The sequence below is a fragment of the Ancylobacter sp. SL191 genome (assembly GCF_026625645.1).
GTDB lineage: Bacteria > Pseudomonadota > Alphaproteobacteria > Rhizobiales > Xanthobacteraceae > Ancylobacter.
Genome location: NZ_CP113056.1, coordinates 3,529,144 through 3,544,046 on the forward strand (window position 1 = coordinate 3,529,144; position 14,903 = coordinate 3,544,046).

Consider the following 14,903-nt stretch of genomic DNA (forward strand, 5'->3'; position numbering starts at 1 on the left):
CAAAGATGCAAATGCGGGCCTCGCTCGGGGCCGCTCCCTTGAGGCGCAGGAGCTCATGGACGTACCAATCCATCAGTTACGTGGCATTGCGCATCGCCTCTGCGCCAATCGTGGGCGCGCTGATGTTCTCAACGATCGTCAGCACCCCAGCAATCCGAGCGGCATTTTCGAATGACCTCCGGGGTACCCTGGCCCGATCGTACAAGTGTGATCATCGTCAGTTGGAGGCCCAAACGTCTTGGAGGTAGCGGTGCGCGGCTTCCAGCTCGGGCAAGGCCGGGGCGCCGAGGATGTCGGTCAAGGCCGCGCGTACATCAGGAGCCATGGTGCGGGCATTGCCGCAAATCAGGATGGAGGCCCCGCGCGCGACCAGTTCCTTGACCGGGGCGGAATGGACCCGCAGCAGATCCTGGACATAAGTCTTGGGCATGCCCTGGCAGCGCGAGAAGGCGACTGCGAGCAGGCTCAACGTGCCTTCATCCCGGTAGGCTTCCAGTTCCTCGCGATAGAGGTAATCGCCCTCGTTCCGGCAGCCGAAGAACAGCAGCACCGGCCCCACATCGACGCCCTTCGCCCTCAGCGCATGCCGCTCCTGGATGAAGCCGCGCAGGGGCGCGATGCCGGTGCCCGGTCCTATGAGAATGAGCGGCACGGAGGGATCGTCCGGCAAATGAAAGGCGCTGCCCGTGTCCTTCACCACTGCGCGCAGCGTCGCTCCCTCGGCGCGGCCCGCGAGATAGGTGCTGCACAGGCCGTCATGCTCGGTTCCGTCGCCGCATCGGAAACGAAGCGCGCCCACGGTGAGCGAGCAGCGATCCGGCGCGAGCAAGGGTGACGACGAGATGGAATAGTAGCGCGGCTTCAGTGCCGGCCGCAGGCCGAGCAGGGTGGCCAGGTCAAGCTGCACCGATGGCACCTGCGCGAGCAGATCCATCATGCGCGGCTTGCCGGCAGCAAGGGCCGGAAAATCGGCGAGCCATTGAGCGATCCGCGCCTGATCGGGCGGGCAGCGGGCCGCCCTCGCCCAGGCCCGCAATTCGCGCCGCTTCACCGGGCCGGCGAGATCCACATGCTCGGCGAGAAGCTCGCCCACGCGGACCGGCACGCCAAAGGGCAGCCCACCCTCCCCCTCCGCTTCCGGCTTCAGGGCGGTCAGCAGCACCGTGGCATCAGCGGCGAGGCCGCAAAGCGCCACCGCGGCGGCCACGAGCGCCGGCGGATTGCTGGGAAAGACGCCGAGATGATCGCCCGCGGCATAGGCAGCGCCGGCGGGCAGGGACAGCTCGATATGGCGGGTGGAGCCGCGCGCGTCCAGCGCTTGCAGTTCGCGGTTTACCCGCACCTCGATCCGCACGGCGTCCTGATCGAGCGCCGTGCCACGGCGCGGTGCCGCCTCCGTCGCTGCGCCGGCGAAATTCACCACCTCCACCTTGATGGCCGGCGTCCCAGCCGCATCGACGTCCTGGGTACGCCCGACGTCGGCGCTGTCGAGTGCCTGCCACAGGCCCGCGCTCCAGCTCTCCACCGCCGCCTCGAAGTCGCCGTCGGCGTCGGCCGCACCGGGCGCCAGAAGGGGCGTGCCGCCGCGCGCTGCGAGACCCTCGGCGATGGTCCGGGGGAATTTCTGGAAGGTCTGGCGCCACTGCGCGTTGCCGCAGCCCAGCACCGCGAAGCGCACGCCGGCGCAGGCATCCGGCGGCGCTGTCTCCAGCCAACGGGCGAAGCCGGCGGCGTTGTCCGGGGGCGCGCCGTTATAGGTGGAGGTGACGATGACCACCGGCCCGTCGGTCAGCCAGGGCTGGCCCACCTGCTCGTCCAGCTCCGCCACGCGCGCGGCAAAGCCCCGGCTGCCGGCATCGCGCGCCAGGGCAAGGGCGATGTCGCGGCAGCCCCCCATATTGGAACCGTAGAGCACGCTCATCGGCCGACCGACTCCCGAGACGGTCTCGGCAACGGGCGTACCCTTGGGGGATTCAGCCCGCACCGGAAAGCGGCCCTTCACCTCGGGCCGCCGTTCCAGCCGCATCTCCAGATGGTCCGGCTTCACGGTGAGCGCCTGCTTGTGGTGCAGCATATAATGCGGGTCGCGCGGGCGGGCCGTGTAGCGCTGGATGAAGCGGGCGAGCACCATGCGGGCTTCCAGGAGAGCGAACTGGAAGCCGATGCAGGAGCGCACGCCCATGCCGAAGGGATGGTAGGCATCGCGGTGGTGCTTGCCCTCCTCCCCCGGCAGGAAGCGGTCGGGGCGGAAGCTGTGCGCGTCGGGGCCCCAGAAGCGCGGATTGGTATGCAGGGTGGTCAGCGACACGAAGATGCGCTCGCCGGCCTTCACCTCGTAGCGGCCATGGCCCACAGTCGTGTCGCGGGTGACATAACGGGGGAACATGGGCACGGGCGGGCACAGCCGCAGCGCCTCCTTCAAGACGCGCTGGGTGTAGTCCAGCCGGCCGCAATCCTCATAGGTCGGGACATAGGAGAAATCCCGGCCGAGCACCTGATCCACCTCGGCGATCAGCTTCTCCAGCACGTCCGGGTTCTTCCACAGATGGTAGAGCGCATAGGAGAGCATGCCGCTGGTGGTCTCATGGCCGGCGATCAGCAGGACGATGAGCTGGCCGCGAATATTGTCGTCCGGCAGCTTGAGCCCGGTCACCCGGTCCGGCGTGGTGAGCATCACCTGCAACAGGTCCGTGGGCACGGGCGCGCCCGAGTCCATGAGCGCGCGCCGTTCGCGGATGATGGCGTTCACATCGTCCAGCATGATCTTGTCGGCGGCGACGCGCTGGCGGCGGGCCTCGTGGTAGAAGATTTCCGGCAGGACGCGCTTCGGCTCCTGCATCGCATCAACCAGCACCAGGTTCATCGCCTCGACAAAAGGCGGGAGGTCGGGAGAGTCGATGGCCCCGTACCGTTTGTTGAAGGCGGCGTAGGAGATGGCCTCGAAAGTCATCCGGGTCATCAAGTCGGTCGCGAGGAAGCTCTCGTCGGGCCCCAGCCGGTCGAGATGGGCGAAGAGGTCGTCGGCCACCTCGACGATGCGGCCATAGTAGTTCTTCAGCGCGGTCGAGCCGAAGGCCGGGGCGAGAATGCGGTGGGCGCGGTGCCACAGCGGGTCATCGTCACTGGCGGTGAACAGCGCGCTGCCGACACTCTTTTCCGCGAGGTTGCCAAGGCCGCCACGGCCCTCCACCACCTTGGCGAACACATCAGGGGCCGCCGTCATCTCCGAGACTATATCGGCATCGGCACAGAAATAGGCCTTCCCGCCCGGCGCCGTGAAGGCGAAAAAGTCGCCATAGCGGGCGTGAAGATCGGCCATCGCGCCCACGAGGCCATCCGCGTGATGCAGCTCGGGCAAGTTTCCGACGATGGGATACGGCTTGGGACCGGGAACGGCCTCATGCGTACCGGCGGCATCGCTGCCGGCGGTCACCAGTGTCAGTTGCGCCCCATCGGGAACGCTGTCATCCAACGCGACCACCCTCCCATCCGGCGTTTCGACATGGAAGGTAGCGCCGGGCTTGAGGTGGGCGGCAACACGGACCGCCTCCAGCACCGCCTCACGGCTGGCGCCGGAAAACCAGCCGACGCGGATGTTTCCGGCCGGAAGACTGAGTTCAAGGGTCTTCAGGGCGGGGGCGGTCTCGTTGGCGGCGGTCTCGGCAGCGGACATGGGAGCTCCTGGCGCCCGGAGATGATCAGCGTTCGGCGTTGGGTAGGGTGGCGGAGCTGCGCTGCGCCGGGCTGACCTGCAGCGCCTCGATGGCGGCCACAGTCGCCGCCATGTCCCGCTCGGGGTCGATCTCCCGCGCCACCGCCTTGGCGCGCGCGGCAAGCCCCGTGTCATCAAGCACCGCGCGCAGGCTCTGTTCGAGGGCGGCCCGGTTGACCTTCGTGTGCGGGAGCGCCGCCCCCACGCCTATGCGCCGCATCCGCATCGCATTGTCGGGCTGGTCGAAGGCGAAGGGAATGGTGAGCACCGGCACGCCGGCCCGCAGCGCCTCCGCGCAGCCGCCGACGCCTCCATGCTGCACCACGGCGGCGGCATGAGGAAACAGGCTGGAATGCGGCGCATAATCGAGTGCCAGCACCTGATCGGCCGGCGCATCGGGCGGCGGGTTTTTGCCCATGAGCAGGATGGCGCGACGCCCCAGTGCACGGGCCGTATCGGCGGCAACCTGGTAGAAGTCGTGCGCCAGATAGACCACCGTGGTGCCCAGCGTGAACACCACCGGCGGCGAGCCGGCCGCGAGGAAGGCCTCGATACGCGCAGCGGTCTCGGGGCTCGCTTCCTGCGCGAAGAAGGGAAAGCCCGTCTGTACGGAGGCGGCCGGCCAGTCCCGTTGCGGCGCGCCGAAAACACGCGGGAACAACGCCAGCACGAGATCGGGCGAAAATTTGTCGGTGAAGATGATGTCGCCGGTGCCCACCCCCATTTCACGCTGAAGGGCCAAGAGCGGACCGGCCCACCGCGTCGTCTGGTGGCGGATGAGGCGGAACATCAGCCGCTGCGGCCATGTCCCGAGATGACGCAGATGGTAGCCCGCCGGAAACCAGCTGTAGATGCTTGGATCGAGCGCCGACATCATGGTGGCGGGCGCCAGCATGGCATTGGCCCAGGGGATACCTCGCCGCGCCGCGACCAGCCGGGCCACATGGACAAGTTCGCCCACCACCAGCGCGTCGGCGCCTTCGGTGGCATTCAGCAGATCCTCGTAGGTCTCACGAACATGAGGAAAGACGAGGTCGAGGAGCAGGCGACGCCCGCCATGCACCGGGTCGCCAAAGATCTCCATCAGCACGTCGGGGGGAAAGTCCGGCCGCAGCGGATGGAAGGTCAGGCCCAGCGCCGCCACGCGCGGGGCATAGACCGGCGGGGCGGCGATGATCGGCTCATGGCCGCGCGCGCGCAGCGCCTGCCCGATCGCGAGCATGGGATAGAGATCGCCGAACGATCCGAGCGTGGCCAGAACAACGCGCATCAGGGCACCATCTTGGCGTTTTGTGGAAGCGCAGCCGGCTTGCGGCGCATCAGCACCAGGGCGGCCAGCAGGCCCAGCGCCACCATGCCGGAACCGACGTAATAGCCGTCGCCAATGCTCTGCGCGGCGCTGAGGCGCAGGGCGGAGGCGACCGCCGGCCACTGGTCGAGCAGCGCCCGCACCGCCTCGTCCTTGCCATAGATGGCCTGCTCCATGAGGCTTTCGAGCTGGGCGCGCGCCGCCCCCTCGGGTGCGGCCTTCGCCGCGATGTCGAGCACGCGGGCGCGCTCCATGCCGGCGACCGCCGTGCCGATCGCCGCCATGCCGATGGCGCCGCCGAGCTGGCGCACCGTGTCGAGGGCACCAAAGGCACTCCCGCGCTGGTCCTCGACCACGCGGGCGGTGCCGTCCGTATAGGCCTGCGACAGGAAGAGGCCCATCCCCGCGCCGGTGACGATGAGGGCGGGAAACATCAGCAGGAAATCTGCACGGGGCAGCACGTGCGTCTGCCAGAACAGGCCGAGGGTCGCCAGCGTCAATCCGGTGACGACCGGCAGCTTCGCGCCATATCGGTCATAGAGCCGGCCTGCCAGCGGCGCACACAGCATCAGCGGCAGCAGAAACAGCAGCATGGCGAGGCCCGACTGAAGCGGGGTGAAGTGCAGGATGCGCTGGAGATAGATCGCGCCGAAGGCCGATTGCCCGACCAGCGCGCACTGCGCGCAGAACAGCACGAGGCTGTCCGCGGTGAACTGCCGGTCGGCAAACAGGCGCATATCCACCAGCGGCTCGACCGCGCGACGCTGCCCGACGATGAACAGCGCCAGAAGAACCGCGCCTGCCGCGATCAGGGTAAGCGTAAGGGGCGCGTTCCACCCCCAGACATGGCTCTGCTGCAGACCCAGCACCAGAGGCCCCAGCGCTGCCGCCAGCAGCAGGCTGTAAGCCGGCCGGAAGGTGCCGCCGCGCGGGCTGGCGGCCGCCGGACCGGCCGCACGGAGCAGCACGAGGGTTGCGGCGGCCAGCGGAAGGTTGACAAAGAAGGCCCAGCGCCAGCTGCCAAGCTGCACCAGCGCGCCGCAGATGATCGGACCGAACACCAGAGCGAGGCCGCCCAGGGCGCTGTAAATGCCCATCGCCCGGCCGCGCTGGTTGGGCCCGAACGCCTCGGTGGCCAGCAGCGCCGCGGCAGGCGCCATGAGAATGTTGCCCAGCCCCTGCAGCACGCGGCCACAGAGCAGCATGGGCAGATCAACCGACACGCCGCAGAGGAGCGAGCCCAGGGCGAACAGCACGACGCCGGCGATGAAGGTGCGTTTGCGGCCAAAGACATCCGCCAGGCGCCCCCCGGTCGCGATGGTAGCCGCCACGGTCAGCGCGTAGAGGGTGATGATCCATTGCTGGGCGCCGTGGCTCAGCATCAGGTCGCGCTGGATGGAGGGAAGCGCCACCGCCGTGCCGGTCGCGTCGATCATGATCATGCCCAGCGCGCCGCTGCCAGCAAACACGGCGCACCATCGCTGCTGGCTGGTTGCGGTGGTCATGCAGGCTCCCGAACACCGACCATGGCGGCACCCGCCAGCGATGCGTCCCGGCCATGATCCGGCACCGAGTTTCTGCGGTCGCCCCGAGCTTGTCCACGCCCCCCTCATAAGAAAACACCGTCGCTCTAGCGCAATCGATGGCACGGTGCCGAGTAGTGGACGGCAACCGGCGCCAAATCACACCGTGTAGGGCGCTTAGTGGCCTATGGGGAGCGTGCGGGAGTCGAACGCGACCGACGAGCACAATCCGCGCGGATGTATTTGTTGACATCCGGGCTGGCGCCCCCTGCCTTCGAACTGCCCCTTCGATCCATTCCCCGGCACTTTTAAACAAAAGCAATTTCCACGACATATGTGTTCGCGGTTTCAATCTGATCAGCGCGCCAGTTTCATACAGCTGTGAATGATCGACGATGGCGGCAGCAGTCCAAACCTCACGCCGTGGCCTCCCTGTTGAAGGCGCGGCAGCCCCAGCTTAGCAGGCTATAGCGCTCCACCGCCAGCGACCGAGCCTCTCCTTACAACAAGGCTTATGCACCTTCCCTAAGGTACTGTTTCTAAACAATATTTAACTCACATCTTGTCACCGAACACGCCACACTCCCCTGGCGCCTTCATGGGCGATGGGAGCGCGAAATGAGTGAGACGGCGGAGCGGACCTCGGCGTGGCGGGGGCGTGCCATCTTCATGGTATGCCTCCTTGCGCTGGGCGGCGGCCTCTATGCGTGGTCGAGCCGTGCCAGCACGCCCCGCGCGGCCGAGGCTCCCGCGCCGCGCGCGGCGGTGCCGGTGAACGTGGCGACGGTCGAGCGCCGCTCCCTCTCGGTCGTACTGAACGGCATTGGCATGGTGCAGGCCTCGCGGACCGTGAACATTCACGCCCGCATCGACGGCACGCTTCAGTCGGTGAATTTCCACGAGGGTCAGAATGTGAAGGCCGGCGACGTGCTGGCGCAACTCGACCCGAAATTGGCGCAGGCTAATCTCGACCAGGTGCGCGCCGGCAAGGTCAAGGACGAGGCGCAGTTGCGCGGGGCGGAGGCCGATCTCGCCCGCTACGCCGCTTTGGTGCAGAAGGACTATGCCAGCCGTCAGACCTTCGACCAGCAGCAGGCCACCGTCGACGAGCTCAAGGCCGCCGTCGCCGCCGATGCTGCCGCTGTGGAAACCGCGCAGACCAATCTCGACTACACGACGGTCACCGCGCCGGTGGGTGGTCGCATGGGCATTCGCCAGGTGGATGCCGGCAATCTCGTGCATACGAGCGATTCGACGCCCATCGCCGTGCTCGCCACGCTCACCCCCATCGACGTGGTGTTCTCGCTGCCGGAAAAGGACATCGCCGCCGTTCAGGAAGCGCAGGCGCGCGGGCCGGTGCCGGCTGTCGCGACGCGGGACGACGGGACCGTGCTCGGCACGGGCACGCTGACCGTCATCGACAACCAGATCGACGCCACCACGGCAACGCTGAAGCTGAAGGCGAGCTTTCCCAATGACGATGAGCGGCTGTGGCCCGGCGCCTTTGTCCATGTCGCGCTGACCGTCGGCACGATGAAGGACGCGGTGACGGTGCCGGTCGCCGCGATCCAGCGTGGGCAGGACGGCGTCTTCGCCTGGGTGGTGACGCCGGACAACACCGCCGTAGCCCGGCCGATCGTCACGGGCCATGTCGCGGACGGGTTCGCGGTGGTGAAGGAGGGGCTGACCGACGGCGACCGGGTGGTGGTCAACGGGCAATACCGTCTGCGCGCCAACACCAAGGTCGCGGTCGCCGGAGGCGACCGGGAAAGCCTGGCACAGGACACCCCGGCGGCGGCTAAATGAGGCGCGCGCGGTGAACCTCTCGGCTCCCTTCATCGAACGTCCGATCGCCACAACGCTGCTGATGGCGGCGCTCGCGCTCCTTGGCGTCGTCGCCTATCCGCTGCTGCCCGTGGCACCTTTGCCGCAGGTCGACTTCCCGACCATTCAGGTCTCGGCCTCCCTGCCCGGCGCCAGCCCCGACACCATGGCGGCCGCGGTGGCCGCGCCTTTGGAACGGCGCTTCGGCCAGATCGCCGGGCTCGACCAGATGACCTCGACATCCACCCTGGGGTCGACCTCGATCACGCTTCAATTCGCGCTCGACCGCGACATTGACGGCGCGGCGCAGGACGTGCAGGCGGCGATCACCGCCGCGCAGCGTCAGCTTCCCGACGACCTGACCACGCCACCGAGCTACCGAAAGGTCAACCCGGCCGACAGCCCGATCCTCATCCTCGCCGCGCGCTCGGACACCATGCCGATCACCCAGGTCGATGATTTCGCGGACAATGTGCTGGCCCAGCGCCTCTCCCAGGTGAAGGGCGTTGCGCAGGTGGTGATAGGCGGTGAGCAGAAGCCGGCCATCCGGGTGCAGATCGACCCGGCCCGGCTGGCGGCCAGCGGCCTCACCTTCGAGGATGTCCGCACCACGCTCGCCGATTCCACGGCGGAGGCCGCCAAGGGGGCGATCAACGGCGCCGTGCGCAGCTTCACCATCGCCGCCAATGACCAGATCGTCACGCCGGCGGATTATGACGACGTGATCCTCGCCTATCGCAACGGCGCCCCGCTGCGGGTGCGCGATGTCGGCCATGCGGTGGAAGGCGCGGAGAACACCCATGTCGCGGCGTGGAGCACCGGGCGCCCCGCCGTGGTGCTCTTGGTGTTCAAGCAGCCCGGCGCGAATGTCATCGAGACGGTGGACGCCATCAAGGCCACCCTGCCCCGCCTCGACGGCATCATCCCCGCCGGCATCAGCATCGACACCATCGTCGACCGCACCACCACCATCCGCGCCTCGGTCGCCGATGTGGAGTTCACGCTGCTGCTCACCATCGCGCTGGTGGTGATGGTGATCCTTCTGTTCCTGCGCAATCTGCGGGCGACGCTGATACCGGCCGTGGCCGTTCCGCTCTCGCTCGCCGGCTCGGCGGCGGTGATGTACGCGCTGGGCTTCAGCCTCGACAATCTGTCGCTGATGGCGCTGACCATCGCGGTCGGCTTCGTCGTCGACGACGCCATCGTCGTGGTCGAGAACATCGTGCGCCACATGGAAGAGGGCGAGCCCGCCTATGCCGCCGCGATGAAAGGCGCGCGCGAGATCGGCTTCACGGTGCTCTCCATCAGCATCTCGCTGGTCGCGGTGTTCATCCCGCTATTGCTGATGGGCGGAATCGTCGGGCGGCTGTTCCGTGAGTTCGCGCTCACCGTCACCGCCTCCATTGCCGTGTCGGCACTGGTGTCGCTGACGCTGACTCCCATGCTGTGCGCGCGCTTCCTCAAGCCACCGCCCCACACCCATGGCCGGCTTTACCGGGTGATCGAGGCCGGCTTCGAGGCTCTCCTCGCCTTCTATGTGCGTACGCTGGCGGTCGCGATGCGTTACCGCTTCCTCACGCTGATGGTGTTCTTCGGCACGCTCGCCCTCACCGGCTGGCTGTTCGTGGCGGTGCCGAAGGGTTTCTTCCCGACGCAAGATATCGGCATCCTCAGCGGACTGTCGGAGGCGGCGCAGGACGTCTCGCCCGACGAGATGAAACGCCTTCAGGTGAAGATCGGCGCCGTCCTCGCCAAGGACCCCGCCGTCGCCGCCTTCGGCTCGATGCTCGGTTCCGGCGGAGCGACCACCACGAATACCGGCCGCTTCTTCGTCGCGCTGAAACCGCGCGAGGAGCGGGACGTCAGCGCCACTGAGGTCATCAACCGCCTGCGCCCCAAGCTGGCGCAGGTGACCGGCGCCGCGGTCTTCCTTCAGCCGGCGCAGGACATATCGGTCGGCGGCCGGGTGTCGCGGGCGCTCTACCAGTACACGCTGACCGATGTGGACCTGCACGAGTTGGAGGACTGGGCGCCCAAGCTGCTGGCGCGGATCCGTCAGCTCCCTGAGTTCACTGATGTCTCCAGCGACCAGCAGGGCAACGCGCCCCAGCTCAAGGTGACGATCGACCGCGACCGGGCCTCCCGCTTCGGCATCCAGCCCTCGCTGATCGACGCGACGCTCAACGATGCCTTCGGCCAGCGGCAGGCGGCGCAGTACTTCACCCAGCTCGATTCCTACGCGGTGATCCTTGAGGCGACGCCGGAGCTGCAGCAGCATATCGGCACGCTCGACCAGATCTACGTGAAGTCGCCGAGCACCGGGCAGGCCATTCCGCTCTCGACGCTGGTGACCATCGACCCGCAGGCGGTCGGGCCGCTCTCCGTGTCGCATCAGGCGCAGTTCCCGGCGGTGACGATCTCGTTCAACCTCAAGCCGGGCGTGTCGCTCGGCGATGCGGTGGCGGCGATCAACCGGGCCTCGACCGAACTCGGCGCGCCCTCCACCCTCAGCGGCAGCTTCCAGGGCAGCGCGCAGGTGTTCCAGAGCGCGCTGGCTAGCGAGCCGGCCTTGATCGCGGCGGCTCTGTTCGCGGTCTATGTCATCCTCGGCGTGCTCTATGAGAGCTTCATCCACCCGCTGACCATCCTGTCGACGCTGCCATCGGCGGGGGTGGGCGCGCTGCTGGCGCTGTGGGCCGGCGGCTTCGACCTGTCGGTGATCGGCATCATCGGCATCATCCTGCTCATCGGCATCGTGAAGAAGAACGGCATCATGCTGGTCGACTTCGCCATCGCCGGCGAGCGCGAGCGCGGCATGAGCGCCGAGGAGGCGATAACCGAAGCCTGCCGTCTGCGCTTCCGACCCATTCTGATGACGACGATGGCGGCGCTGCTGGCCGGCGTGCCGCTGATGCTGGGCACGGGCACCGGCACGGAGCTGCGCCAGCCGCTCGGTTACGCCATGGTCGGCGGCCTGGCGCTCAGCCAGGTGCTCACGCTTTATACGACCCCGGTGGTCTATCTCTACCTTGCCACCCTGCAACGCCGGCTGGGCGGCTCGACAACAACGCCGCCGGTCACGCCAGCCCTCGCCAACAGCCCGTGATCCGTCGGCGTTAGATTGCGGCGGTTAGCAGGGGCCTTCGGGGCCGGCTGCGTCGGCGATGAGTTGCCAGACCCGCTTGGCATTCGCGACGATGCGGTCGCAGGAGGGCGTGACGTCGGCATCACTGGCGCCGCGCAGCAGGGCGTGGCGGCGGGTGGCTTCAGCCTGCAGCATGATCGCGGTCAGCGCGTTGGCGATCTCAGGCAATGAAAGGCCCGCCATCGCACGGGAGATATCGGCCTCGACCGCGCACAGGTCCGCCTCACCGCGACCGCTCGGTACGGTCACGTCCGTCATGGCGAACAGGCTCAGCGGTTCCATCTTTGTCATGTCGAGCCAATGAGAAAGCTTCACGCCAGTGGTCTCCTCGAACACTGAACCGACTGATGGAACTGTAGCGGCCACGTGAAAAGGCGCGTGTAAAACTTTGCAAATTGTCACGGCGGCGCGGTATCCGGCCGCCCCGGCGTGGGAGGGGCTCAGAGCGTTCCGTCAACGCTCCCCGGCGCGCGCAATTCGCTCAGCAGGGCGCGCGCGTCGATCAGCAAGGCATGCGCGCCCTCCCGATGCCGGACCAGAGGGGACAGTAGCGCCTCAGCCTCGCTAGGGTGGCCTTTCGCCTGCCAAAGCCGGGCAAGGCTCACAGCGGCCTTGATCTCCCAGAAGGCCGCTTCCTGCTCGCGGGCGACCCGCAGGGCCGTCACCAGCGCCACTTCAGCCTCTTCGTCGGCGCCGGGCGCGTTGCCAAGGCCGGCGAATTCGCCGGTCAGCCGCCACAGTTCCGCGACGAACCAGCCTTCCTCATTCTCCTGCGAGCGGACCAGCGCCTCGGCCAGACAGGCCCGCGCCCGGCCGAGTTCGCCAGCCAGCGCAAGGGCCTGGGCGTACTCCGCCAAGAAGACGATGTAGTACACGCCATAGGCAATGCCCCTGAGCTTGATCAGAGCGTCGCCGAGATTCTTGACGCCGATCGACAGATCGCCCTCGCGGACGGCGAGGACGCCGGCAAAGCACTGACCCCACACCTGCCAGAACTCGATCCCGTCCTGCGCGGACACGTCGACCAGCCGTGTGATGTAGCGCCGGGCGCGCGGCAGGTCGTCGGCGAATAGCGCGACCGGGCACGCCGCCTGCACCAGCACCTGACACAGCGTCAGCCGGTCGTCGCTCGCTTCCGCGACCGCCACGATGTCGTCGACCTCGGCCAGCGCGGCGTCGAACGCGCCCTGCAGCCAGAAGATTCGGGCGAGAAAACAGCGGGCTGTGAGCTTCTGCTCGAACACGAAGCGGATGATCTGGTCGCCGGTGGTCGGCACGACATAGCCCTTGACCATGTGCTCAAGGTGCCGGCGCGCCTCCGTCTGCCGGCCGAGCAGGTGGAGGATGTAGCCAATCATGCGGTGGCCGACATAGCTGTCGTTCAGGTCGCTGCGGCGGGCGGCGACGTCGGCGAAGCGATGCGCCAGGGCCAGCGCTTCCTGAAAGCGGCTCCGGTTGAGCAGGCCGGACCACAGCCCCCACAAGCCGCGCAGCTGATAGTCGGTATCATCCAGGCTCTCCGCCAGATCGAAGGTCTGCTGCCAGGCCGCACGGGTTTCGTCCACCTGTCCCTTGATCTGCATGAGCGACCAGGCCAGCACCGCCTGAAGGCGCATCTGAACCTGCGCCGGGCAGGCCCCATCGACCCGCGCCAGCACAGCGCTGACATGGCCATAGGCTTCGGCGATGAGTTGGAGCTGGAACCACAGCGGCACCGCCCCGAGCGTCAGGGCCACGGCGATTTCGGTGTCGCCGTCGGGCGACAGCGCCCAATCGAGGGCCGCGCGGGCATTGTCGATCAGGTGATGATGGTTCCGGGTCCATTCCGGCGCCGGGCGTCGCGGCCAATCCCGATTGGCGCTGTCGAGCGCATCACGGAAAATCTCCGCATGCCGGCGCCGGAGCAGGTCGAGCTTCCCGCTCTCAGAGAGCTTCAAGCTGGCATAGGCGCGCGTCGTGTCGAGCAACCGGTAGCGCGCCTGCGAGCCGTGTACATCGGCAACAACCAGCGACTTCTCGACGAGATTGGCAAGGGCGTTGATGACCTTCTGGTCCGTGGCCTCGTCATCGGCGACGATGGCGATCGCGTCATCGACGGTGAAGGTGCCGGCGAGTATGGCCAATTGCCGGAGGACGAGCTGCTCAAAGGGCGGAAGCAGCGCGTAGCTCCAGTCGAGCAGCGTGCTCAAGGTTTGATGGCGCTGGCGCGCCGTGCGGCGGCCCTGCAGGTTCAGCCGAAACCGGTCGTCGAGCAGGTTGGCGAGACCGATGACCCCCAGCCCTTCGACGCGGCCCGCCGCGATCTCGATGGCGAGCGCGATCCCGTCGAGCCGCCGGCAGAGATCGGCGACGACGGACGCTTCCGCGTCGATCAAACGGAAGCCGTTGAGGCTGGCCGCGGCGCGCTCCACGAAGAGCTGGACCGCCGGATACTCCAGAGCCTCGGCGCTGGTGAGGCCGGGGCGCGGCGGCGGGGAATCGAGCGAGGACAGGCGGTGAATGTGCTCGCCCCGCACCCGCAGTGGCTCGCGCGTCGTGGTGAGGATGTGCAGCCCCTCGCCGCCCTGGAGGAACAGCGCTTCCGCAAGGCTGGAGACGGTGTCGATGACATGCTCGCAGCTGTCCAGCAGCAGGAGCCGGCGCTTGGAGCGGGTCGCGGCGATGAGGCTCGGCAGCAGCTGGTCCGTGCGCACGCCGATCCCCATCGCCGCCGCCACGGCGGTCGCGACGAGTTGCGGGTCATTCAGGGCGGACAGATCGACGAAGCAGACACCGTCGCCGAAACTGGCGGCGAGGTCATGGGCGACCGCGAGCGCCACGGTCGACTTGCCGATGCCGCCGGGGCCGACCAGCGAGACGAAGCGCTGCTCGCGCAGCAGCGAGGTGATGAACTGGACCGTCGCGGTGCGGCCGATGATGCGTGCGGGCACGGGAGGCAGGTTCGCGCTGATGCCGCGCGGCTCGACCGGCCTCTCCCGCGTCGGGGGGGCGTCCTCGCGCACGATAGGAAACACGAAGGAATAGCCGCGCCCGGACGTATTGACGATGTAGCGCCGCCCCTCCTGCCCGTCGCCGAGCGCACGGCGCAGAGCCGCGATGTGCACGCGCAGATTGGCTTCCTCGACGAAGGTTTCCGGCCAGGCGCTCTGGATGAGCTGCGCCTTGCTGACGACGGCACCGTGATGGTCGAGAAGCGTCGCCAGAAGGGCCCGCGCGCGGCTGCCCAGCGTCACCGCCACCCCGTCCTGCGCCAGCAATTGCTGGGCCGGGTAGAAGGTGAAGGGCCCGAATCGTACCGGCCCGGCTAAAGCTGTGTCCTGCTCAATCACACTGTTCCATTAGCGGTGTCGGCGCTCCGGGAACAGTCCCGGAACGCGATTGTTCGAAGGG

The 14,903-nt window shown here is 67.8% G+C and carries 7 protein-coding genes; 2 read left to right on the plus strand and 5 right to left on the minus strand.

Annotated features, from left to right (window positions below; translation table 11 throughout):
- Positions 1–217: 217 nt before the first annotated feature.
- The 3 genes from OU996_RS16235 to OU996_RS16245 are packed head-to-tail and all read right to left on the minus strand — an operon-like array spanning position 218 to position 6,526.
- On the minus strand, positions 218–3,673 hold the full coding sequence (locus tag OU996_RS16235; RefSeq protein ID WP_267582648.1) for a bifunctional cytochrome P450/NADPH--P450 reductase: 3,456 nt from the start codon (positions 3,671–3,673) through the stop codon (positions 218–220).
- Positions 3,674–3,698: 25 nt separating this feature from the next.
- Positions 3,699–4,982, minus strand: coding sequence for a glycosyltransferase (locus tag OU996_RS16240; protein WP_267582649.1), 1,284 nt, complete (start codon positions 4,980–4,982; stop codon positions 3,699–3,701).
- Entirely contained in the window at positions 4,982–6,526 is a 1,545-nt protein-coding gene (locus OU996_RS16245) for an MFS transporter (protein ID WP_267582650.1), read from the minus strand. Before OU996_RS16245 ends, OU996_RS16240 begins: the two co-directional genes overlap by 1 nt.
- 636 nt (positions 6,527–7,162) lie before the next feature.
- Here OU996_RS16245 and OU996_RS16250 point away from each other — a divergent pair.
- Together OU996_RS16250 and OU996_RS16255 are read left to right on the plus strand one after the other, a co-directional pair.
- Positions 7,163–8,350: an efflux RND transporter periplasmic adaptor subunit gene (locus tag OU996_RS16250; protein ID WP_267582651.1), complete on the plus strand. Its 1,188-nt coding sequence runs from the start codon at positions 7,163–7,165 to the stop codon at positions 8,348–8,350.
- 61 nt (positions 8,351–8,411) lie between these two features.
- Positions 8,412–11,474, plus strand: a complete 3,063-nt coding sequence (locus tag OU996_RS16255) for an efflux RND transporter permease subunit (RefSeq protein ID WP_420712770.1) — start codon at positions 8,412–8,414, stop codon at positions 11,472–11,474.
- Positions 11,475–11,498: 24 nt separating this feature from the next.
- Here OU996_RS16255 and OU996_RS16260 read toward each other — a convergent pair whose 3' ends face one another.
- Together OU996_RS16260 and OU996_RS16265 are read right to left on the minus strand one after the other, a co-directional pair.
- The gene (locus OU996_RS16260; protein WP_267582653.1) at positions 11,499–11,828 is read right to left on the minus strand and encodes a hypothetical protein; all 330 of its coding nucleotides are present in this window, start codon (positions 11,826–11,828) and stop codon (positions 11,499–11,501) included.
- Positions 11,829–11,953: 125 nt separating this feature from the next.
- The gene (locus OU996_RS16265) at positions 11,954–14,842 is read right to left on the minus strand and encodes an ATP-binding protein (RefSeq protein WP_267582654.1); all 2,889 of its coding nucleotides are present in this window, start codon (positions 14,840–14,842) and stop codon (positions 11,954–11,956) included.
- Positions 14,843–14,903 lie beyond the last annotated feature (61 nt).